The following is a 21,390-nucleotide window of genomic DNA, read 5'->3' as shown; positions in this document are numbered from 1 at the left end:
CATGTGTGGAACGATGAAAGCGATTGTTAAAAAAGAAAGCGCTTACGGAGCGGTGTTGATGGAGATGCCGATTCCAGAAATCAAAGATCATGAAGTTTTGATCCAAGTGAAAGCCACTTCGATATGCGGAACAGACGTGCATATTTATAATTGGGATGACTGGGCTAAGGGACGAGTCAAAGCGCCCTACATTTTTGGACATGAATTTACAGGGGAAGTTGTCAAAGTGGGGAAGCAGGTCTCACGAGCAAAGGTAGGGGACTTTGTATCGGCTGAGACGCATGTTGTATGTAATCAATGTTATATGTGCTTAACAGGGCAGCAGCATTTGTGCAGTGAAACGAAAATTTTAGGGGTAGACATTGATGGCTGTTTTGCTGAATATGTCAAAGTACCTGAACAAAATGTGTGGCATAACCCAGCTCAAATGCCAGTTGAGCTTGCCTCTATACAAGAGCCGCTAGGAAATGCTGTCCATACAGTACTGCACACACCTGTTTCAGGTAAATCTGTGGCGATTTTTGGCTGCGGACCAATCGGTTTAATGGCAATCGCTGTCGCAAAAGCTTCTGGAGCTGTTCAAGTGTTCGCCGTTGATAAAAATGAATACAGGCTCGATCTTGCCCGAAAAATGGGTGCAGATCATATAGTGGATATTGGAAATGATGATCCAGTTGCGATGATTAAGCAGCTCACGCGGATGGAAGGGGCAGACGTAATGTGTGAGATGTCAGGTCATCCAGCTGCCATTAATCAAGCACTCGAAGCTTGTGCAAATGGAGGAAAAGTCAATATATTAAGCTTGCCAGAACGGCCAGTGACAATTGATATTACGAACCAAATTGTTTTTAGGGGATTAACCGTGCAAGGGATCACGGGGAGAAAAATGTTTGAGACGTGGCGTCAAGTATCTGAGCTGTTAAGAACGAATACCATTGATGTAAAGCCAGTTGTCACTCACACATTGCCATTTGAAGATTTTGAAAAGGGCTTTGAACTCATGCAAAGCGGTATGTGCGGTAAAGTCGTACTGATGATGCCATCATATCAAAGGGGGAAGAAATGATGAAGGAATTCACGTATTTACAAGATGAATTGGAAACAATGAAGCAGCAAGGCACCCACCAAACCTTGAAAGAGATCGACTCAAAACAATCATCCACTGTTACATTAAATGAACAATCTGTTATACAACTCTCCTCAAATAACTACTTAGGCCTCACCTCGCACCCAAGGCTGATGAAAGCAGCAAAAGAGGCAATTGATGAATTCGGAGCGGGTACAGGATCCGTTCGAACCATCGCCGGCACAATGACAATGCATGAACGTCTTGAAAAAAAGCTTGCTGCATTTAAAAAGACAGAGGCGGCCCTTGTGTTCCAATCAGGCTTTACGACCAACCAAGGGGTTTTATCTAGTATCCTGACAAAAGATGATATTGTCATTTCGGATGAACTGAATCATGCCTCAATTATTGATGGAATCCGATTAACCAAAGCAGATAAAAAGGTATACAGTCATTCCAATATGGAAGAGCTAGAGAAGATTTTGAAAAAATCAATGAATTATCGCGTTCGTCTCATCGTAACAGACGGTGTTTTCTCGATGGATGGTGATATCGCGCCACTTCCTGAGATCGTCAGGCTCGCAGAAGCATATGATGCATTTGTCATGGTTGACGATGCGCATGCCTCGGGTGTGCTTGGCGAGAATGGCCGCGGGACGGTCAACCATTTTAAACTCGACGGCAGAGTGCACATTCAGGTCGGGACACTTAGTAAGGCTGTCGGAGTGCTCGGTGGCTATGTGGCTGGTTCAGCAGTTTTAATTGATTATTTAAAACATAAAGCAAGACCGTTTTTATTCAGCACCTCACATCCGCCAGCTGTGACTAGAGCGTGTGAAGAAGCGATTGAAGTACTGTTAGATGAACCGGAGCGAATCGATACACTTTGGGAGAACGCCGCTTATTTTAAAGAAAAGGTCGTCAGCCTTGGATTTCAAGTCGCCCCAACAGAGACACCGATTATCCCAATCATGATTGGAGACGAAGCACTTACTTTTCGTTTCTCAAAAGCTTTAATAGAGCGAGGCGTGTTTGCTCAAGGCATCGCCTTCCCAACAGTAGCAAAAGGCAAGGCAAGAATTAGAGCCATCATCACAGCCGAGCACACAAAAGAAGAACTAGACCGTGCACTGACAATCATTGAAGAAGAAGCAAAAAAACTAAACATACTTGATTGAGAGAGCGCAGGCTCTCTTTTTCTTTTTATGAAAAATGGTTATGACTAATAGACAATTTTCATAGAAGAACCGTATATGATTTATTTTCAATTCATCACAAAATAGTCTATACTGTAGGGTGGAACTTGGTTTGAAAGGAGTACAAATTCATGAATGAAGAGCAGAGAAAAGCGAGCGGACAAGTAAGTTCATCGGACAAAAAATCCGAGAAGGACTACAGCAAATATTTTGAAGCTGTGTACATTCCGCCTTCCTTAAAAGATGCAAAAAAACGGGGTAAAGAAGAAGTCGAATACAATCAATTTCAAATTGACGAGCAGTTTCAAGGGTTAGGGAACGGCCGCAAGTTTTATATTCGCACATATGGCTGTCAAATGAATGAGCATGACACAGAAGTGATGGCTGGTATTTTTATGGCGCTTGGCTATGAACCAACAAACTCAACGGAAGATGCAAATGTCATCTTATTAAACACTTGTGCTATTCGTGAAAATGCAGAAAACAAAGTGTTTGGAGAGCTTGGTCATTTAAAAGCATTAAAACGTGAAAAGCCAGATTTAATTTTAGGCGTCTGTGGATGTATGTCACAAGAAGAATCTGTCGTGAGTCGTATTTTGAAGAAACACCCATTTGTTGACTTGATTTTCGGCACGCACAACATTCACCGCCTGCCAGAGCTGTTATCTGAATGTTACCTTTCAAAAGAAATGGTGATTGAGGTTTGGTCAAAAGAAGGCGACGTGATTGAGAACCTTCCAAGAGCCCGTCAAGGTAAAATCAAGGGCTGGGTGAATATTATGTACGGCTGTGATAAATTCTGTACATACTGTATCGTGCCTTATACGCGCGGCAAGGAAAGAAGCCGCCGCCCAGATGAAATTATTCAAGAGGTCAGACGTTTAGCAGCAGAAGGATATAAGGAAATTACCCTTCTTGGTCAAAACGTGAATGCATATGGAAAAGATTTTGAAGATATGGAATATGGTCTTGGCCACCTGATGGATGAGCTGCGAAAAATTGATATTCCGCGTATCCGTTTTACAACAAGTCACCCGCGTGATTTTGATGATCACTTAATTGAAGTGCTAGCCAAGGGCGGAAACCTTCTCGATCATATTCATCTGCCAGTTCAATCCGGAAGTTCTTCTGTGCTGAAACTTATGGCGAGAAAATATGACCGTGAGCGTTACCTTGATCTTGTGCGCAAAATCAAAGAAGCTATGCCGAATGCTTCATTAACAACGGACATTATTGTTGGATTCCCAAATGAAACAGATGAGCAGTTTGAAGAAACACTTTCCCTCTATCGCGAGGTTGAGTTTGATGCTGCTTATACATTCATTTATTCTCCAAGAGAAGGAACGCCTGCAGCGAAAATGAAAGACAACGTGCCAATGCGTGTGAAAAAAGAACGTCTGCAGCGCCTAAATGCACTTGTGAATGAAATTTCTGCGAAAAAAATGAAGGAATATGAAGGGCAGATTGTCGAAGTATTAGTAGAGGGTGAAAGTAAAAATAACCCTGAGATCCTAGCCGGATATACAAGTAAAAGCAAGCTTGTGAATTTTAAAGCACCAAAAGAAGCGATTGGCAACATCGTCAAAGTGAAAATCACACAAGCCAAAACTTGGTCTCTTGACGGAGAAATGGTTGGAGAAGCTATCGAGGTGAATTAAAATGACACTTTATTCAAAGAAAGAGATTGTCGAGCGTGCAAGAGAGCTCGCTAAAATGATTTCTGAAACGGAAGAAGTTGATTTCTTCAAAAAAGCAGAAGCGCAAATCAATGAAAATACAAAAATTTCAACGATCATTAATCAAATTAAGGCGCTTCAAAAACAAGCTGTGAACTTAAAGCATTACGGCAAACATGAAGCCTTAAAGCAAGTCGAAGAAAAAATCGATGCCCTGCAAGAAGAACTGGATGATATCCCAGTCATTCAAGAATTCAAAGAATCACAAATGGAAGTCAATTCCCTGCTTCAGCTTGTAGCGCACACAATTTCGAACCAAGTAACAGATGAAATCATTCTTTCAACCGGCGGTGACCTTTTATTAGGAGAAACCGGTTCAAAAGTGAAAAACTCATCACCAAGTTGCTCCATTAAATGAGAAAACCCCGCAGATGCGGGGTTTTTTATTATATAGAATATATGTTATTTGTATTTTGCTACTGCATCAACAACAAAATGTTGATGCAGTAGCCCTTGTATTTCGTAAAAAATAAATATTATATTGAAGTGTTATCAACTAAAAATGAATTGATTCTACAGATTAAAAGATTTGAATTGAAACTTAATACTTAATCCAAAAATATTTATTACAATATGAAACTCTCTCATAAAATCCCCTCCCTATATAAAGAAGGGCTACTATCTTTATTACATCAAATGACACCATTTCAGTCAACCCCAATCTCTCACTCTCCAACTTTTCCAATTTTCAAGGCAAGTTTATGGGCGACCATGCATACACTGAAACAGAAATGAATTTAATTGAACATGAAGTTCAAAATCGTGACACACTAGACGAATGCCCAGCATAAGATAAAACGATCAAGAACAAGGAGGCATGCCGGAATGTCTGAATACAGAGAAATTATTACAAAAGCGGTGGTTGCAAAAGGGAGGAAATTCACCCAAAGCACACACACCATTTCTCCATCGCAAAAACCAACCAGCATCCTAGGTGGTTGGATCATTAATCATAAGTATGATGCTGAAAAGGTCGGTAAAACGGTTGAAATCGAAGGAACATTTGATATTAACGTATGGTACTCTTACGCTGACAACACGAAAACAGAAGTCGTCACAGAGCGTGTGAAGTATGTAGACATCATTAAACTGAGATATAAAGATAAAAATTTTCTTGATGATGAGCACGAAGTGATTGCGAAAGTATTGCAGCAGCCCAATTGCTTAGAAGTAACCATTTCTCCAAATGGCAATAAAATTATCGTTCAGGCAGAACGCGAATTCATTGCTGAGGTAGTCGGTGAAACAAAAATTGTCGTAGAGGTCGATTCAAGCTGGAAAGAAAAAGATGATCACGAGTGGGAAGAAGAAGTGGATGAGGAGTTAGAGGATATTCATCCAGAATTCCTAGCAGGTGATCCAGAAGAGTAAGGAATGACTAGGGCGCATATCTCCCTAGTTTTTTTGTGCCTGTTCTAGGAGAAAAAAGGTGATTTTTTATGCTATAATTGAAGATGGTATGAATTCGAAAGTAATATAGTGAGGGATTAGAAATATGGCAAGTTATACGCCCATGATACAGCAATATTTAAAGATCAAGGCAGATTATCAAGATGCCTTTTTATTTTTTCGCTTAGGCGATTTTTATGAGATGTTTTTTGATGATGCAAAAGAAGCGGCGCAAGAACTAGAAATTACGTTAACAAGCAGAGACGGCGGCACAATTCCAATGTGCGGCGTTCCTTATCATTCTGCTTCTGCATACATAGAACAATTGATTTCAAAAGGCTACAAGGTCGCCATTTGTGAGCAGGTGGAAGACCCTAAAACGGCAAAAGGTGTGGTCAAAAGGGAAGTCGTTCAACTGATTACACCAGGTACCGTCATGGATGGTAAAGGTTTAAGTGAAAACGAGAACAACTTCATTGCATCTGTTACCAGCTTTCAAAATGGGTACGGTCTTGCACTGTCTGATTTATCAACAGGTGAAAACATGGCGGCTTTCATCGATCGCTTAGATGAAGTCGTATCAGAAATTTATTCTGTCGGTGCAAAAGAAATTGTGGTGTCAAAGCAGCTGGATGAGGAAACAGTCAAAACCCTTAAAGAACGCTGCCAAGCGACCATTTCATACGAAGATAGTGATGAATTATTAGAGGAAGCTGAACAGCTCGTTTCCCATCTTGACGACAAGTTAAAAACGGCATTTTTAACACTATATGCCTACTTAAGAAGAACGCAAAAAAGAAGCTTGGATCACCTTCAAAAAGTTCAAGTGTTTGAGCTTGAACAAACGATGAAAATCGATCTTTACTCAAAACGAAACCTTGAATTAACAGAAACGATTCGTTCAAAAAGCAAAAAAGGCTCTTTATTATGGCTGTTAGATGAAACAAAAACAGCGATGGGCGGCAGACTGCTCAAGCAATGGATCGACCGGCCGCTCATTCGTCTTTCGCAAATCAACGAGCGTCAGGAAATGGTGCAAATTTTGATGGATCATTTCTTTGAGCGAGAGGATCTGCGCGAACGATTAAAGCAAGTATATGATCTTGAGCGTCTAGCGGGCCGCGTGGCATTTGGTAACGTGAATGCTCGTGACCTCATTCAGCTCAAGGAATCTTTAAAACAAGTACCGGATATTAAACAACTCGTTCAATCATTACCAGAGGAAATGGCAAAATCAAGAGCGAATGAGATTGATCCTTGCGGTGACTTGCTTGATTTATTAGAAGATGCACTTTATGAAAATCCGCCGATGACGATAAAAGAAGGCAATTTGATTAAAGATGGCTACAATGCAAAATTAGATGAATACCGTGATGCCAGCCGAAACGGAAAGGACTGGATTGCACGTCTCGAACAGCAGGAAAGAGAATATACCGGCATTCGCTCATTAAAAGTCGGGTTTAATAAAGTGTTTGGTTATTATATCGAAGTGACACGTGCGAATACACATCTGCTGGAGGAAGGGCGTTATGAAAGAAAACAAACGCTTGCCAATGCAGAGCGGTATATCACACCTGAATTAAAAGAAAAAGAAGCACTGATTCTTGAAGCAGAATCAAATATTAACGAATTGGAATATGAACTATTTACAGCTCTCAGGGAGCAGGTAAAAGGCTATATTCCAAGATTACAGCTGCTCGCAAAACAAATGAGTGAGCTGGATGCGCTTCAATGCTTTGCGACTGTTAGTGAAAAGCGCCGTTATATCCGTCCGGAATTCTCAGAGGATGACGTGGATGTCAAAGATGGCCGTCACCCTGTCGTTGAAAAAGTGCTGGATCACCAGGAATATGTACCGAATGACTGCCATATGGGAAAAGGCAGACAAACCTTACTCATCACTGGACCGAATATGTCAGGGAAAAGTACGTACATGAGACAAATGGCACTCATCTCGATTCTTGCGCAGATTGGCTGCTTTGTTCCTGCGTCAAAGGCGACGCTTCCAATCTTCGATCAAATCTTTACACGTATTGGTGCAGCAGATGATTTGATTTCTGGTCAAAGTACTTTTATGGTAGAGATGCTCGAAGCAAAAAATGCGATGGTGCACGCAACGAAAAACAGCTTGATTTTATTTGATGAAATTGGACGCGGGACAAGCACCTATGATGGAATGGCGCTTGCGCAGGCGATCATTGAATTTGTTCATGATCATATTGGAGCCAAAACCCTATTTTCTACACATTACCATGAGCTTACGGTTCTTGAATCTCAATTAAGCGAGCTCAAAAATGTTCATGTGCGAGCTGAAGAGCATGAAGGCACAGTCGTTTTCTTACATCAAATCAAAGAAGGTGCAGCTGATAAAAGCTATGGTATTCATGTAGCGCAGCTTGCTGAATTGCCTGATGCCATCATCAATAGAGCCCAGACCATTTTAACGGAGCTTGAGAGCGGATCACATGACGTGACCCCGAACGTATCTGCAGCACCAAAAGTAGAAAAGACTGAAGAAAAACAGCAGCTATCTTTCTTTGAAGTAGAAGAAAAACCGCAGCCAAAAGCTGCTCTAAAACAGAAAGATCAAGCGGTCATCGATGAATTAAAATCATACAACCTAATGGATATGACGCCGCTTGAAGCTATGACAAAGCTGTATGAATTGCAAAAGAAATTATAATGTAAGGTGAGGTGAGCAGAAATGGCAAAGATTATTCAGTTATCCGATGACCTATCCAATAAAATTGCTGCAGGTGAAGTGGTCGAGCGCCCAGCTTCTGTTGTAAAGGAGCTTGTGGAAAATGCGATCGATGCAAAAAGTACAGTGATTGAAATCGATGTAGAAGAAGCAGGTCTTTCTTCTATAAGGATTATTGATAATGGTGTTGGAATCGATGCTGAAGATTGTAAGCTCGCCTTCCAGCGCCATGCAACGAGTAAAATCAAAGACGAAAATGATCTGTTCCGTGTCAGAACCCTTGGGTTCAGGGGAGAGGCACTGCCAAGTATTGCATCTGTCTCTCATTTAGAAATGAAAACGAGTACTGGCGAAGGAGCTGGTACACACCTAGCTTTGCAAGGCGGGAAAATCATTTCAGAGAAAAAAACCTCTGGCCGCCGCGGCACTGAGATTGTGGTCACCAACTTATTTTACAATACGCCAGCTCGCCTGAAATATATGAAAACCGTTCATACGGAGCTTGGTAATATATCGGATGTGGTCAATCGAATTGCGCTAGCTCATCCCGAAGTATCGATCCGTTTGCGTCATCAAGGAAAAGTCCTGCTCCAGACGAATGGAAATGGAGATGTGCGTCATGTACTTGCGGCCATTTACGGGACAGCTGTGGCTAAAAAAATGCTGCCGCTTCACGTACAATCACTTGATTTTGAAGTGAAAGGATATATTTCGTTACCTGAAGTGACAAGGGCATCACGGAATTATATGTCTTCTGTTGTAAACGGCCGATATGTCAAACATTTTCCGCTCGTGAAAGCGATCCATGAAGGATATCACACGCTGCTTCCGATTGGCCGTCATCCAATTACATTTATTGAGATGAAGATGGATCCAATTTTAGTAGATGTGAACGTTCATCCTTCGAAGCTTGAAGTGAGACTAAGTAAAGAACAGGAACTTCATGAGCTGATTAAACAAGGAATTAAGGAAGTATTTCAAAAGCAGCAGCTCATTCCAAGTGCTTCAGTACCAAAAAAAGCACAAATGCCAGCTGTGAAAAATGAGCAGCAATCCTTAACCTTTGATGCGAAACAAGGTAACTCAAGCCCAGCGGAAATACCGCTAACCTATCAGCCGGAGCCGCACGAGTCGGTCGTATACGAGACAAGTCATACCGATGGATACGGGATGCCTAAACAAGAGAAGACAGAGGCATCATCACCAGTATCTTATGAAGAAGTATCATCTGAGCGTATTCATTTAGAGGAATCCGCCGCTTCATTTGAAGATGAAGAGACGGTACTGTATGAAGATGTGACAGAGACGATTCCTGAAAACGAACGCGTTCCTGTGATGTATCCAATTGGGCAAATGCACGGCACATATATTTTGGCTCAAAATGAACGAGGGCTTTATATCATTGACCAGCATGCGGCTCAAGAGCGAATCAAGTATGAGTATTATCGCGAGAAAGTGGGAGAGATCGAACAGGAAGTGCAAGAAATGCTCGTCCCCTTAACATTTCACTACTCGAAAAACGATATGCTGATCATTGAAGAGCATAAGGATATTCTAGCGAAAGTGGGGGTCTTCTTAGAGCCCTTTGGTTCAGGAAGCTACATCGTTCGTTCGCATCCGCAGTGGTTTCCGAAAGGTGAAGAGGCTGAACTGATCGAAGAGATTATAGAGCAAGTGCTTGATGAAAAGCGTGTTGATATCAAGAAACTGAGAGAAGAAGCGGCGATTATGATGAGCTGCAAAGGTTCAATCAAAGCAAATCGTCATTTGCGTCATGATGAAATCAAAGCCTTATTAGATGAACTCCGGACAACGAAGGATCCATTCACCTGTCCACACGGCCGGCCAATCATTATTCATCACTCCACTTATGAAATGGAGAAAATGTTTAAACGGGTGATGTGATATAAAAAAGCGCTCTTAACAGAGCGCTTTTTTATTTAGCATCCGCAAGGATCTGGCGGTGTGACCACAACTGGCCGTGTATTAATATCAATCGTATCTTCTGCATAAAATGTGGAACCGATGCTGATGGCTCGATTTTCTGCACGGAACGTGTATGTACCTGCAGCAGGGAGTACTTTATGTGATAGCTTTAATGTATATTTGGAAATTCCAAGCAAATCCAATCTGAGCGGAATACGAACGGTCTGTCCGTTGTTCAAAATGTAGCTGTCTTTTAATGCTTTACCATTCATAATGTCTTTCGTTGTTGCTTGGAAACCCTTTGGCAGAGTGAACTCAACCGCACCAAGACTTAGAACAGAATTTGGGCTGTATGTCAGCTCAATGTCAGAAAAAGACCATTCCTGCTTACTTGCTCCTGTAATTTTTGCGTAAAGTGCAGCTGGTTTTGCATTTGTTGTTGCTTTACCTGCTCCTTCAGCAGATGCAGACAGCGGTACTGACAGCGTCATAACCAATGTGAGCATCCCCATCATAAGAATCGTCCATGTTTTTTTCATTTTTTTCTTCCCCCTTGTTGAATATAGGTAAATAATAGATGATTACACCCATTATTTACCTATAATGTTACCATATTACCATATGGTATTAAATGGTATAATGTACCCTTATTTTGTCATTCTTTAGTAATAGCGGGGAAATAGCGCATTCGGTTGATTCATTCCGTAAAAATGGCTTTGCATTTGCTGGTTTGTTGGCATCATCATATGCATATCTTGGTAACCGTATGGATGGTGTGGCATCATCCCATATCCACCATAATGGCCTAAATGATGGTGATCCTTCATTGGAACATGCTTTGGAAAGTAATCATGCTGATTTGGAAACGTTGAATAAGGTGAATGATGATGCGGATGGTGCGCATTATACACATCTTTTTTACCGCTATGATAATGGTTTGGCATATTCATATGATCATGCATGTTTGGCGCGATCATATGCTCATGATTGGCTGTATACACATTTTCAAATGTGTGATAGGGATTTTCTTGATGATAATGATTCATTTGGCTGTTCATATCGTTCATGTATATCTCATCCTTTATGTCAGGTTGCCATATTCTATGAGACAGATATGCTTCATGAGCCTATCCATATGAAAGAAAAAAACCGGCTTTTCAGCCGGGAAAAGGAAAAGCAGGTAAAGCGTCAAGCCTTAATAGCTATGTCTTCTTCTACGACGCTTTTTACATCTGCTGCAGACACTTTTAGGAAAATAACAGGGATCGTAGCTTCGAGAAGTATCCCAAAAATCGCTCTCAAACCATTTATCTTTTTTATGACAAAACTTTTTTTCTTTACATGGATCCTCATGGCAATGATCGTCATGCTTTTTATAGCAGTTTGAGTGGGAATGTTTGCACTTGCATTTGCACATTGTCATCCCTCCTAAATGTGACTCAATGCTAGTATATGCAAGAAAGAGTCATGAGGACTGGATGCTCTCGCTTCTTTTATAAAAAAAGGCTTTTTTCTAAAAAAACTCAAACAAAAAGAATTGACTAGTGCTAAATTAACATGATAAAATATAAATTTTTATCCTCTGATGAAATGTGTTATAATGAGATTGTGAATACTTTCGGAGGTGGCGGATTTGTTTCAAATAGGTGATAAAATTGTTTATCCAATGCATGGAGCCGGTGTGATTGAAGGAATGGAAGAAAAAGAGATCTTAGGTAAGACGCAGGAATATTTTCTGATTCAAATGCCGAATATGCAGATGATGGTCCCAAAAGGCAGAATCAATCAACTAGGTATACGTCCGGTAGCAGATCAAGCAACGCTGAAAGTTGTGATGAACAATTTTGCAGAAGAAACAAACGACGACACGCTTACTTGGAAGCAAAGATATGATGAAAATCTGAAAAAGCTAAAAACAGGTGCGATCGAAGATGGTGCAGATGTTGTCAAAGATCTAATGAGACGAAATCAGAAGAAAGCATTAAATTCAAGTGAAAAGAAGATGCTTGAAGATGCAAGAGGCATGTTAGTGAGTGAGATTTCACTTGCACAGGGACTGTCGCAAGATGAAGTGATGACTGCTTTAGAGAATGAATTAAGAATGTAATAATGATATACAGAGACTGGCTGTAAATAGAAGGGGGAACTCCTTTTGTTTACAGCTTTTTTGTTTGGAAAAAGAATAATATTGCCATTTTTGTAGGTTATTTTAACTAAAGTTGAAATGAGGTCATACGGTTTAGTTTTTAAGAGCACAACAAAAATTCAAAGACCTCAGAAATACCTAGATGACATTAAAAACAGGTAAGTTCTCCTGATTCATTCAAATGAGCCGGACAACCTTTGAATTTTTTAAGTCATTGATAGTAAAATATTGCGGTAAGATGGCACCTAAGAGAAAAAAGGAGCGGTGAAATGAAAAGGTTACTAATATGTGGATTTATCTTTCTTATTTTGTGTACTCTTTTAATGGTGAAATGCAGCCATTCTGTTCAAGAAAAAAAAGAGCAAAAGCAGCATTATCAAGAGGTAGAAAAGTATCAAAAAGAGCGAAAAAAAGGTGATCAATATGAAAGTTTTAAACAGCTCATTCGATATGAAAGAGAAGGGTATGAGATAGAATTTCACGAAAAGGGCGGAAGTGATTTACTCGTATTTTCTCCTCATGGAGGTGAAATTGAACCAGGAACAAGTGAAATTGTAGAAGCCTTTCAAGAAAGGTACTCTACGTATTTGTTTGAAGGTACAAAGCAAGACAATAACCGGGACCTGCATATCACGAGTACCAATTTTGATGAACCCATTTTGGTTCAAATGATTAAAACGTATCCTTTTTCAATTTCCATCCACGGCTATAAAAGTGATAAAAGACACACGCTCGTTGGCGGCACAAATGAAAAAATGCAAAGAGCAGTTGTACGAGAACTAAAAGATCGGGGATTTTCCGCAGAAATGGTACAAAAAGGCGAACGGCTTTCTGGTACAGATCCTAAAAATATAAATAATCGAAATGCGAGTGGTGAAAGCGTTCAGCTCGAAATTAGTACAGCGCAAAGAGAAGCTTTTTTTGACAATTTTGAGACGAGAAAAGGAAAGAAAAAAGCATTCAGACGCTATATTAATGCGTTAAAAGAAGTACTAAGAGAATTCGACCCGTCTTCGTAAAAAAGTTTTGATGGGCAAAAGTACTCTATTTAAACTTGGTAAAAAAGATAGGAATATGCGATTTGAACATAAAATATGTAATAACTTACAATTTGCCTTAAAAACATAAATTATGTAAAATAATAGTTATCAGTTTGATATGATAGAATGGGGCTGAAGTGGATGGCACACAAAATACCATCTTCCGAAGTAGGTGTAAAGATCAATCAATGGTACACTCATATTTGTAAATTTGAAGTTGAACAGGCAAACGGCATGAAGCGCCTTGTTGAAGAAGAAATTCATGATATGGAAGAGGATCAAGATTTACTCCTATATTATTCTCTAATGGATTTTCGCCATCAAATGATGCTTCAGCACTTAGCGCCAGTCCATGCGGGGAGTGAAACGCTTCAAGCAGTGTCCTTTCCTAAAGAAATTGACGATGCAGAAGATGAGATGACAGGCTTACTTGGCTATTATTTTCATTTTTTTCATGGAATGTACGCGTTTATCCAGCGCCGATATATCGAGGCCATTTCATATTACAAGCATGCCGAACATCAACTGATTTTAGTGACAGATGAGATCGAAAAAGCAGAATTCTACTATAAAATCGCAGAAGTATACTATCATATGAAACAAACCTATTTCTCCATGCACTATGCTAAAAAGGCGAGAGACATCTATAAGAAACATCAGCTTTATGGAAAAAGAAGCATTCAATGTGATTTTGTCATGGCAGGTAATTGGATTGATGTCAATCAGTATCAAAAAGCGCTTCCTTATTTAGAAAAAGCTTTAAAAGTCTGTGAAGCGATGGAACAAAAAGAATGCACATCTTACTTTAAAGCGATGGCTCTTAATAACTTAGGCACTTGTCATTATAGTATGGGAACGTACCATACAGCGACTGTCTTTTTTGAACAAGCTATTTCACTTTATCAGAAAGATCAAGCATCCACGATGATCAAATCGTTGTTTTCACTTGCCCTTACTTGTTTTAAACTCGGAGATATTCAGCGGGCGGGCGAGGCCATATCTAAAGGAATGAAAGAGGCTTGTGTATTGGAAGATGAAATTTATCAATTGAAATTCCAATTTTTGCAGGCGCTCTATATAGAAAAAGACGGCTGTGAGCAATTGAGGTCGGCCCTTTTTGGTCTGAGAAATAAAAAAATGTTTGCTGATTTAGAGGAATTAGCACTTGATGCGGCTAATTATTATAAGGAACGCGACATGTACAAGGAATCCTCCACTTTTTTTGAGATTGTGATCGAAGCGCGTACGCACATTCAATAAGGAGATGAGATGTATGAGAACGAAGCATAACATGTCAGCTGCTCAAGTAGATGAAAGACTTCACACTTAAAAATGAGACAAACAACACCCTTTACGCATAAACGTAAAGGGCTTTTTTCTTTATTCTTTGATTGCTTTTTCTGCGTCAATTGCACCTGCTCCATAAATCATCGGATCATCCCCAGACCACTTGCTTGTATTTTCTTTTAACAGGGCTTTGACTTCATCTGGCGTTAAATCTGTTGAATGCTCTAATAGTAGAGCGCAAATACCAGCACAAATCGGTGTTGCCATCGATGTGCCAGATAACGTTGTATAGTCATCATCGACTCTGCTTGATTTATCGAGTTTATCCAGAAAGGATCTTGGTGATCTGAGAGAAACGATGTTTACTCCTGGTGCGAGGATATCAGGCTTTGCTTCCCCGTAAACAGTAGGTCCTCTGCTTGAAAACGGTGCCACGACATCGTCACTTGATTCTGGTGTATTCCTGTCATCATAGGCTCCGACCGTAATAACTTTTTGACTGACAGCAGGGCTTGCAATTGTCTGGCTGTTAGGACCAGAGTTTCCGGCAGCGACGCATACAACAATCCCTTGATCCCAAGCCGCATTGACAGCACGCACCATTGGATCGTCCTGTTCGTCATCATAACGCTGCGCAGCTCCGCCTAGCGACATACTGATAATATGAATCGGATCATCAGGGTTGTCTTCGTTGAACTGCATGCACCATTCAACACCTTCTATAATAGTAGAAAGTGATCCAGCGCCTTGCTTATTTAACACTTTCACGCCAATCAGATTTGTTTTTGGGGCAGGCCCTTTGTATAAGCCGTCTGAGGCGGCTCCATCTCCCGCGACATCTCCCGCGCAATGAGTACCGTGGCCATTATCATCATAAGGCTTTGTTTTTTGTTTGACTAAATCCACAAAATCTCGAATTCTTCCATCTAAATCTTCATGCGGATAAATTCCCGTGTCAATGACAGCGACCGTAATGCCTTCCCCGGTTAAAGTTGTCCCGTTTCGGATGACTTCATCAGCATGACTTGCTTGTGTGGCTACATCCAGCAGCGCATGAACTTTCCGATCTAAATAAATTTTACGAATATGCTCACCGTTTGCTAATAGCTCCTCTAAAGCAGCAGGCGTTAAATCAGCAGCGCAGCAATTGATATGTGAGAAATGTCGTTTTATATTTGTTTTTCTGCTTTTTTTCATTAACTGTTTTGTGCTTTGAATCCCTGCCTCGGCTGCACCTTCCTTAAATTCAATGATTACACGAAGCTTCTTTTTCTTCTTCAGCCTGCCTTCGAAAAAACGATGAAGAAAGCATGGCGTCCATTTAAAAGGTTTATAAAGTTGAAGAACGGTCTCCCTTAAAGGCTGATCTAGTTTACTAGCATGTGTTCTGACCATTTGCACCATAGAAAATCCAAACATGTGATGCCCTCCATTCCAGCTATCCATTCTCGTACACTCTTACGTTATGTGATTGAGAACAGCTTGGTTCGGATTCTTGTCCCTCCTTTTCTTTATATTGGCGGCTTGCCTATGCCTTTTAAAAAAGAAAAGCGCTTACATTTTGTAAAATAATAGAAAAAGGTGGAAATCATGTAGAATCTGCCGATGATAGGTGGGAGAGTTCTTCTGAGAGAACCAGTGAAACAAAGGATTTTGCAGAAAAAGGAGGGTTGTGGACAGGGTCAATGCTCATATAAATGTGATGCGTGACAGATGGAAAAAATCAAATCCTTATCAAAAAAAGCCGAATTAAAGAAAACAGACTGGATAGGACTAGGTCATATTAAACATAACGTCATTTGTTTGTCATACTATTCTAACTCTGTTTTCAAAGAGGAGAGGCGTTTCTGTGTATATAAATGCAATTATCTTATTTTTGAGGAATCTCATGATCTAGAGTGTTATGATCAAACGTGAAGAGAAAATGTGGAAAAAATGATAAGAAATGATGATTCAATATAAATCATAGAAACGGCTTAGAAATCTGTTAAAGGAGAACGGGAATGAAGAAGTTTTTTGCTTTGCTTCTCCTGCTTGCGATCGGATGGGGCGTTTATTATACCATGCAAGCACAGGAACATGATGAGCCAGTGTCATCAGGTGGGGAAGACGAAAGCGGTTCAAATGATATTTATCGAAATTTTAAAGAACTGGAAGAAAACGAATCAACAAGCAGCTACAACATTACAGCCAACCCAGTGCCGGGCAGCCGCCTTCTTGTGATGTCACCTCATGGCGGGAGGATTGAAGGCGGCGTGAGCGAGATCGTCCATTTTTTTGACAACGATTTTTCGACGTATTTATTTGAAGGTCTAAGAGAGAATGCATCAGAACTTCATATTACAAGTACAAACTTTGATGAGCCAATCGGCGTCGCGCAGGCAAAAGCACATGATTACATCTTAGCAGTGCATGGATACAAAGGCGAGGAAGGAATTGACCATACTCTCGTTGGCGGAACAGATTACGACCGTGCAGAGAAAATTGTGAGCTCATTAGAGCGGAACGGGTTTTCTGCTGAACTAGCTGTCGCACACGCAACCCTGAGCGGGACAAGCAATCATAATATTAATAATCTTACAAAAACAGGGCAAAGTGTGCAGCTTGAGATTAGTAGAAGTCAGCGTGAAGCTTTATTTGACAGTTTCGATTTTCGGAGGCGGTCAAGTACAAAAAACGAGACATTCTATCGTTATGTCAGGGCGATTCGGACAGTGCTGGATGAAGAATATACATAAGGGCTGTGCACATGTTAAGACAAGCACGGGAATTCTTGTTACACTATGAACAGTGATAACAAAAGGAGAGACGGATATGGCGCGTCATCATTTTCATCTTCAGGCAAGCTGGCCCGGTCTGCGTAACGATGTGGGTACAATCGCATGTGAACAATTAAAAACAAAGATTTCGATTCCAAAGGAAATGGACGGTCCAGGTATTGGAACCAATCCAGATGAGATGCTCTTAGGTGCAGCGGCTACCTGTTATATCATTACACTTGCAGCCATGATGGAGCGGAGTCAATTAGAGAAAGAGGATCTATCGATGAGCTCTGAAGCCGTCGTAGATGTGACAAATGGTGTGTTTACTTATGAGGAAATCATTCATCGACCTGTCATCACCCTCAAAGAGTCCGCTTCCACACATGATATTGAGCTGGCCCGAAAGCTTGCGCATAAAGCCGAAAGCTCATGTATGATTTCAAGAGCTGTTCAGGGGAATGTGAACATTTCCTTAGAAGAAACCATACAAGTCGGCCATTAAAACAAAAAAGTCATTTTCTCTTGAAATATGGAGAAAATGACTTTTTTTATGACGTCCATTCGGTTTGATCGAGTTGTGCTCTGGTTTCGTTCTTTTGCTTCTTGGACTGATTTAAGACAATCACGCCGCAGATGACAAGTGCAAGGCCGATGAAGCCTTTCGTGCTGATCGTTTCGTTAAACAGTACAAGTCCTACAAGAGCAGTAAGAGCTGTTCCAACGCCAGACCAGGTTGCATAGGCAGACGAGAGCTCGATGGTTTTAAGTGCCAAGCTCAGGAAAGTAAAGGCGCATCCAAATCCGATCAGTACCCCGATACTCGGCAGCAGCTGCGAAAAGCCTTGAGAAAGCTTCAGCATTGTACTGCCAAAAACCTCCGTCAAAATGGCTCCTGTTAAGTAGAGTATTCCTTTCATCATCTCCCACATCCTTTATGACATATTTAATAGTACGACCCCTGAGACAAGCATCGCCATGCCAATGACTGCTTTTTGGTTCAAGGTTTCTTTGAAAAACAGCACGCCAAAAATAGCCGTGAGGACCGTACCAACCCCAGACCATGTTGCATAAGACATGCTAAGCGGAATAATGTTCAGTGTCAATGACAGCATATAAAAAGCAAGTGAATAGCCAGCCACAACGACAGCGCTTGGCTTCCAGCGTGTAAAACCATTAGATAATTTTAACATCGCGGCGCCAATGGCTTCAGAAAAAATGGCCACTGCCAAAAAAAGATATCCGAGGATCATCATCATCCCTCCTCTAATAGGTATCAAATCCGATGAAGTAAAAGGGTTTTTATCCTCTCTTTTCAGCGGGTCAAGCTGAAATATTTCTGAAAACCAGCATGCTCTGCCATGAAGGGTGAGCTAGCTTAATCCTTCTTTTAAAATCGTGCTGGCAGCTGCATCAAAAATTTGCTCTTTTTTGGTTTTAGACATAAAAAAAACACCTACTTTACTGAACAGTCGGTAAAGTAAATGTTAACCCATGAAAAAAGAGTGTGTCAATCGATTCATTTTATGAACGGATGTTTTCACTTAAACGTCATATTTAATACCAAGGGTATGGTCCGTACGGCGGGTATGGAGGCGGGTAAGGGTATCCATAACCATATCCTGGCGCAAGCAGAGATCCAGCAAGCAAGCCTCCAGCAAAACCACCTAAAAATGGAGGTCCAAAGAATCCAGGTCTCCCAAACCCAAATCCGGGTCTCCCAAATCCAAAACCAGGACGTCCAAATCCGAAACCAAAAGGTCTTCTCATGTCTTCTTGAATAAACGGAGGTGCGTCAAAATAATTCATAATAAAAGGCTCCTTTCTCATAAAATCACTGTAACTGACATCAGTGTATTCCGGTTGCCTACATATGTTTGGGTGAACGCCTAATATAAGGAGGAATGTTAGAAATGGGCCTGTATCCATCTGATTGGGCAAAGTGTCCGCCGCATGCTCATGCATATAAAGCACGTACGGATGTAACAGAGGGGCATTATCATTTAATAGAAGGTATTTCTCAGCCTGTGAATGGAAGCAGTACCGACCGGCATACTCATTTTTACCGCGGGATCACCTCCTTTGAAAGAGGGCATTTCCACAGGTATTACGGTATCACAGGGCCTGCGATTCCTAGAGTGGATGGAACACATTATCACGAGATAGAGGAAGTCACCTATTCTGCCTACCTCGATTCTGTTCCCATCCCATATGGAGGTGTCGTCTATAGTCCAGATGAGAATCGGCCAACACATAAGCATCGTTTAAAAGGAAAAACGTATGAAGTGGTTGGAAATGAACCGCTTGGCTGGTGATGGCCAGAATATAGGAGAGTAAGAAAAGTTATGCTATACTGTAGGCAGTTTTGTAAAAGAGAGTGATGTTATGAATAAAGTGAAGCAGCCAGTAATCGTATTAGTAGGGCCGACGGCTGTCGGCAAAACCAAATTGAGCATTGATATAGCCAAAGCATTTGATGGAGAGATTATCAGCGGGGATTCTATGCAGATTTATAAAGGGATGGACATCGGAACAGCTAAAATTACCCCCGAAGAAATGAGTGGCATCCCGCACCATTTAATTGATATTAAACAGCCGGACGAATCCTTCTCGACAGCTGAATTTCAGCAGCTGGTCCGTTCGAAGATCAAAGAGATTGCCGCTAGAGGGAAAACGCCAATGATTGTCGGCGGAACAGGCCTCTATATCCAATCTGTTTTATATGATTACACATTTACGGATGAGAAAAGTGATCCTGCTTTTAGAGAAGAAATGGCGCTGTTTGAACAGCAGCACGGCGCGATTTTGCTGCACGAAAAGCTAAAGGCAGTAGATCCTGATGCGGCAAACGCTATTCATCCGAATAACGTCCGCCGCGTGATCCGGGCGCTGGAAGTGATCCATACAACAGGTCAGAAAATGTCGGAAATGCAAAACGGGCATCAAGAAGTTCCTCTTTATGATACAGCCTTCATTGGGCTGAAAATGGATCGAGAGCTTTTGTACGAGCGCATTCATCAAAGAATTGATATGATGATAGATGAGGGCTTAATTGAAGAAGTGAGAGCACTTTATCAATCTGGCTTGAAGGATTGTCAGTCTGTTCAAGCCATTGGTTATAAAGAGCTGTATGCCTATTTTCAAGGTGACTGCTCACTTGATGAAGCCATCCAGCAATTAAAGCAAAATTCCCGTAGATATGCGAAGCGTCAGTTCACGTGGTTCCGTAATAAAATGGCGGTCACTTGGTTTGATATGACACCGCCTTGCCACTTTTCAGACAAAAAAGAGGAAATTTTCGCATATATAGCAGGAAAGCTTGGACTTAAAGCGAAACTGTAGTTATCAGAATCAAGGAGGACGAAACATGAAACCGATTAATATTCAGGAGCAGTTTTTGAATCAGATCCGCAAAGACAATACATTTGTCACAGTATTCTTACTGAATGGCTTTCAGCTTCGCGGTCAAGTGAAAGGATTTGACAATTTCACGGTGCTGCTTGAAACAGAAGGAAAGCAGCAGCTTATTTATAAACACGCCATTTCTACATTTGCACCTCAAAAGAATGTAAATCTGGAATTAGAATAGGATAGGTTGTATTAAATAGCCCCATGCCTCTGCGAATAAACCGGCCGAACCCGCTACGTTTTTTGTCAGTGCAGAGGGGCTATTTTGTATGCAATGAAACTTTTCTGCCAATTTTCCGTATAATTCCTTATTGGATATTAGAAGGGTGAGGGGATTCATATGGAAAATGCAGAGCTTGAATTAAGAAGGATTAGAGTGATCCTCCTATTGATTGGAATTGTAGTCTTGTTTGGATCGTGCGCTATCTCAAACATTGAAACGAGACAAGAAAGTTGGAATAACCATTCTCATGAAAATGCAGATGGAGTTTTACCATCATCTGCTGCACTAAAAAATAATCACTTTGCTGTTGTGAAAGATGATCAAGTACATGTGTACCGGTTTGATGAAAAAAAGGGAGAACTGACTCTCGTTACAACGAAATACATAGATGAATGGGATGACGAAGAATATGATGATGGCCTTGATGAAGAGTAAGCACGTAAATTTACAAATGAATGTGAAGCCGCTACACTATAATCATGCATCAGACATCTAGCAGAAAAGGATGAGTTC

At 40.9% G+C, this 21,390-nt stretch carries 23 protein-coding genes; 17 read left to right on the top strand and 6 right to left on the bottom strand.

Annotated features, from left to right (window positions below):
* Position 1 precedes the first annotated feature (1 nt).
* The 7 genes from tdh (at position 2) to mutL (ending at position 9,993) form a co-directional block, all read left to right on the top strand.
* Entirely contained in the window at positions 2–1,066 is a 1,065-nt protein-coding gene (tdh, locus tag ACP69X_RS05755) for an L-threonine 3-dehydrogenase (RefSeq protein ID WP_041084787.1), read from the top strand.
* Positions 1,063–2,244: a glycine C-acetyltransferase gene (locus ACP69X_RS05750; RefSeq protein WP_117616606.1), complete on the top strand. Its 1,182-nt coding sequence runs from the start codon at positions 1,063–1,065 to the stop codon at positions 2,242–2,244. The genes tdh and ACP69X_RS05750 overlap by 4 nt, the downstream gene beginning before the upstream one ends.
* Before the next feature lie 149 nt (positions 2,245–2,393).
* Complete coding sequence (miaB, locus tag ACP69X_RS05745; protein ID WP_034281907.1) at positions 2,394–3,920, top strand: tRNA (N6-isopentenyl adenosine(37)-C2)-methylthiotransferase MiaB; 1,527 nt, start codon at positions 2,394–2,396, stop codon at positions 3,918–3,920.
* A 1-nt stretch (position 3,921) separates the two neighbouring features.
* On the top strand, positions 3,922–4,356 hold the full coding sequence (locus ACP69X_RS05740; protein ID WP_008358013.1) for a RicAFT regulatory complex protein RicA family protein: 435 nt from the start codon (positions 3,922–3,924) through the stop codon (positions 4,354–4,356).
* 467 nt (positions 4,357–4,823) lie between these two features.
* Positions 4,824–5,369 (top strand): outer spore coat protein CotE, encoded by a 546-nt coding sequence (gene cotE / locus ACP69X_RS05735; protein WP_041084785.1) that lies wholly within the window; start codon positions 4,824–4,826, stop codon positions 5,367–5,369.
* Positions 5,370–5,493: 124 nt separating this feature from the next.
* Positions 5,494–8,070 (top strand): DNA mismatch repair protein MutS, encoded by a 2,577-nt coding sequence (gene mutS / locus ACP69X_RS05730; protein ID WP_041084784.1) that lies wholly within the window; start codon positions 5,494–5,496, stop codon positions 8,068–8,070.
* A gap of 21 nt (positions 8,071–8,091) precedes the next feature.
* The gene (gene mutL / locus ACP69X_RS05725; RefSeq protein WP_305960459.1) at positions 8,092–9,993 is read left to right on the top strand and encodes a DNA mismatch repair endonuclease MutL; all 1,902 of its coding nucleotides are present in this window, start codon (positions 8,092–8,094) and stop codon (positions 9,991–9,993) included.
* A 35-nt stretch (positions 9,994–10,028) separates the two neighbouring features.
* On the opposite strand, the gene bslA is transcribed toward mutL, so the two are convergent.
* On the bottom strand, positions 10,029–10,553 hold the full coding sequence (gene bslA, locus ACP69X_RS05720) for a biofilm surface layer hydrophobin BslA (protein WP_041084782.1): 525 nt from the start codon (positions 10,551–10,553) through the stop codon (positions 10,029–10,031).
* A gap of 123 nt (positions 10,554–10,676) precedes the next feature.
* Positions 10,677–11,081 (bottom strand): hypothetical protein, encoded by a 405-nt coding sequence (locus tag ACP69X_RS05715; RefSeq protein WP_073979729.1) that lies wholly within the window; start codon positions 11,079–11,081, stop codon positions 10,677–10,679.
* A gap of 68 nt (positions 11,082–11,149) precedes the next feature.
* Between ACP69X_RS05715 and ACP69X_RS05710 the strand changes: the two genes are divergently transcribed.
* The 4 genes from ACP69X_RS05710 (at position 11,150) to ACP69X_RS05695 (ending at position 14,460) form a co-directional block, all read left to right on the top strand.
* A complete protein-coding gene (locus ACP69X_RS05710; protein ID WP_155761592.1) occupies positions 11,150–11,401 on the top strand; it encodes a hypothetical protein in 252 nt (83 codons plus the stop codon).
* A gap of 246 nt (positions 11,402–11,647) precedes the next feature.
* Complete coding sequence (locus ACP69X_RS05705) at positions 11,648–12,121, top strand: CarD family transcriptional regulator (RefSeq protein ID WP_039178750.1); 474 nt, start codon at positions 11,648–11,650, stop codon at positions 12,119–12,121.
* 308 nt (positions 12,122–12,429) lie between these two features.
* Positions 12,430–13,179 (top strand): poly-gamma-glutamate hydrolase family protein, encoded by a 750-nt coding sequence (locus ACP69X_RS05700; protein WP_041084779.1) that lies wholly within the window; start codon positions 12,430–12,432, stop codon positions 13,177–13,179.
* Positions 13,180–13,341: 162 nt separating this feature from the next.
* Entirely contained in the window at positions 13,342–14,460 is a 1,119-nt protein-coding gene (locus ACP69X_RS05695) for a tetratricopeptide repeat protein (RefSeq protein WP_426052513.1), read from the top strand.
* A gap of 120 nt (positions 14,461–14,580) precedes the next feature.
* Here ACP69X_RS05695 and ACP69X_RS05690 read toward each other — a convergent pair whose 3' ends face one another.
* Entirely contained in the window at positions 14,581–15,906 is a 1,326-nt protein-coding gene (locus ACP69X_RS05690) for a S8 family peptidase (RefSeq protein ID WP_426052512.1), read from the bottom strand.
* A 584-nt stretch (positions 15,907–16,490) separates the two neighbouring features.
* Here ACP69X_RS05690 and ACP69X_RS05685 point away from each other — a divergent pair.
* Entirely contained in the window at positions 16,491–17,225 is a 735-nt protein-coding gene (locus ACP69X_RS05685) for a poly-gamma-glutamate hydrolase family protein (protein WP_025093280.1), read from the top strand.
* Between the two features lie 76 nt (positions 17,226–17,301).
* Positions 17,302–17,751, top strand: coding sequence for an OsmC family protein (locus tag ACP69X_RS05680; protein ID WP_426052511.1), 450 nt, complete (start codon positions 17,302–17,304; stop codon positions 17,749–17,751).
* Positions 17,752–17,797: 46 nt separating this feature from the next.
* Here the strand turns inward: ACP69X_RS05680 and ACP69X_RS05675 are convergent, their stop codons facing one another.
* The 3 genes from ACP69X_RS05675 to ACP69X_RS05665 form a co-directional block, all read right to left on the bottom strand.
* The gene (locus tag ACP69X_RS05675; RefSeq protein ID WP_073979732.1) at positions 17,798–18,166 is read right to left on the bottom strand and encodes a DMT family transporter; all 369 of its coding nucleotides are present in this window, start codon (positions 18,164–18,166) and stop codon (positions 17,798–17,800) included.
* Between the two features lie 15 nt (positions 18,167–18,181).
* On the bottom strand, positions 18,182–18,499 hold the full coding sequence (locus ACP69X_RS05670; RefSeq protein ID WP_039178769.1) for a DMT family transporter: 318 nt from the start codon (positions 18,497–18,499) through the stop codon (positions 18,182–18,184).
* A 304-nt stretch (positions 18,500–18,803) separates the two neighbouring features.
* On the bottom strand, positions 18,804–19,055 hold the full coding sequence (locus ACP69X_RS05665; RefSeq protein WP_041084775.1) for a hypothetical protein: 252 nt from the start codon (positions 19,053–19,055) through the stop codon (positions 18,804–18,806).
* 104 nt (positions 19,056–19,159) lie between these two features.
* On the opposite strand from ACP69X_RS05665, the gene ACP69X_RS05660 reads away from it, so the two are divergent.
* From ACP69X_RS05660 to ACP69X_RS05645, 4 genes are all read left to right on the top strand, one after another.
* On the top strand, positions 19,160–19,561 hold the full coding sequence (locus ACP69X_RS05660; RefSeq protein WP_041084774.1) for a YmaF family protein: 402 nt from the start codon (positions 19,160–19,162) through the stop codon (positions 19,559–19,561).
* 70 nt (positions 19,562–19,631) lie between these two features.
* Positions 19,632–20,588 (top strand): tRNA (adenosine(37)-N6)-dimethylallyltransferase MiaA, encoded by a 957-nt coding sequence (gene miaA / locus ACP69X_RS05655; RefSeq protein WP_041084772.1) that lies wholly within the window; start codon positions 19,632–19,634, stop codon positions 20,586–20,588.
* Positions 20,589–20,613: 25 nt separating this feature from the next.
* A complete protein-coding gene (gene hfq, locus ACP69X_RS05650) occupies positions 20,614–20,835 on the top strand; it encodes an RNA chaperone Hfq (protein WP_024424088.1) in 222 nt (73 codons plus the stop codon).
* A 159-nt stretch (positions 20,836–20,994) separates the two neighbouring features.
* Positions 20,995–21,312: a YmzC family protein gene (locus ACP69X_RS05645; RefSeq protein ID WP_041084770.1), complete on the top strand. Its 318-nt coding sequence runs from the start codon at positions 20,995–20,997 to the stop codon at positions 21,310–21,312.
* Positions 21,313–21,390 lie beyond the last annotated feature (78 nt).

Source organism: Bacillus sp. DC4300-2b2 (genome assembly GCF_049895685.1).
In the GTDB taxonomy this organism is placed as follows: Bacteria; Bacillota; Bacilli; order Bacillales; family Bacillaceae; genus Bacillus; species Bacillus safensis.
Note: the sequence above shows the minus strand (reverse complement) of the source record. Positions and strands in the feature narration are given on the sequence as shown.

Coding starts and splice junctions, on each gene's coding strand:
- ACP69X_RS05715 (WP_073979729.1), bottom strand. CDS start 11,081: ATGAACGATATGAACAGCCAAATGAATCATTATCATCAAGAAAATCCC.
- miaA (WP_041084772.1), top strand. CDS start 19,632: ATGAATAAAGTGAAGCAGCCAGTAATCGTATTAGTAGGGCCGACGGCT.
- ACP69X_RS05690 (WP_426052512.1), bottom strand. CDS start 15,906: ATGTTTGGATTTTCTATGGTGCAAATGGTCAGAACACATGCTAGTAAA.
- ACP69X_RS05660 (WP_041084774.1), top strand. CDS start 19,160: ATGGGCCTGTATCCATCTGATTGGGCAAAGTGTCCGCCGCATGCTCAT.
- ACP69X_RS05670 (WP_039178769.1), bottom strand. CDS start 18,499: ATGATCCTCGGATATCTTTTTTTGGCAGTGGCCATTTTTTCTGAAGCC.
- tdh (WP_041084787.1), top strand. CDS start 2: ATGTGTGGAACGATGAAAGCGATTGTTAAAAAAGAAAGCGCTTACGGA.
- ACP69X_RS05710 (WP_155761592.1), top strand. CDS start 11,150: ATGAAAGAAAAAAACCGGCTTTTCAGCCGGGAAAAGGAAAAGCAGGTA.
- ACP69X_RS05675 (WP_073979732.1), bottom strand. CDS start 18,166: ATGAAAGGAATACTCTACTTAACAGGAGCCATTTTGACGGAGGTTTTT.
- ACP69X_RS05750 (WP_117616606.1), top strand. CDS start 1,063: ATGATGAAGGAATTCACGTATTTACAAGATGAATTGGAAACAATGAAG.
- ACP69X_RS05695 (WP_426052513.1), top strand. CDS start 13,342: ATGGCACACAAAATACCATCTTCCGAAGTAGGTGTAAAGATCAATCAA.
- ACP69X_RS05645 (WP_041084770.1), top strand. CDS start 20,995: ATGGAAAATGCAGAGCTTGAATTAAGAAGGATTAGAGTGATCCTCCTA.
- bslA (WP_041084782.1), bottom strand. CDS start 10,553: ATGAAAAAAACATGGACGATTCTTATGATGGGGATGCTCACATTGGTT.
- hfq (WP_024424088.1), top strand. CDS start 20,614: ATGAAACCGATTAATATTCAGGAGCAGTTTTTGAATCAGATCCGCAAA.
- ACP69X_RS05700 (WP_041084779.1), top strand. CDS start 12,430: ATGAAAAGGTTACTAATATGTGGATTTATCTTTCTTATTTTGTGTACT.
- mutS (WP_041084784.1), top strand. CDS start 5,494: ATGGCAAGTTATACGCCCATGATACAGCAATATTTAAAGATCAAGGCA.
- ACP69X_RS05680 (WP_426052511.1), top strand. CDS start 17,302: ATGGCGCGTCATCATTTTCATCTTCAGGCAAGCTGGCCCGGTCTGCGT.
- ACP69X_RS05685 (WP_025093280.1), top strand. CDS start 16,491: ATGAAGAAGTTTTTTGCTTTGCTTCTCCTGCTTGCGATCGGATGGGGC.
- mutL (WP_305960459.1), top strand. CDS start 8,092: ATGGCAAAGATTATTCAGTTATCCGATGACCTATCCAATAAAATTGCT.
- miaB (WP_034281907.1), top strand. CDS start 2,394: ATGAATGAAGAGCAGAGAAAAGCGAGCGGACAAGTAAGTTCATCGGAC.
- ACP69X_RS05665 (WP_041084775.1), bottom strand. CDS start 19,055: ATGAATTATTTTGACGCACCTCCGTTTATTCAAGAAGACATGAGAAGA.
- cotE (WP_041084785.1), top strand. CDS start 4,824: ATGTCTGAATACAGAGAAATTATTACAAAAGCGGTGGTTGCAAAAGGG.
- ACP69X_RS05740 (WP_008358013.1), top strand. CDS start 3,922: ATGACACTTTATTCAAAGAAAGAGATTGTCGAGCGTGCAAGAGAGCTC.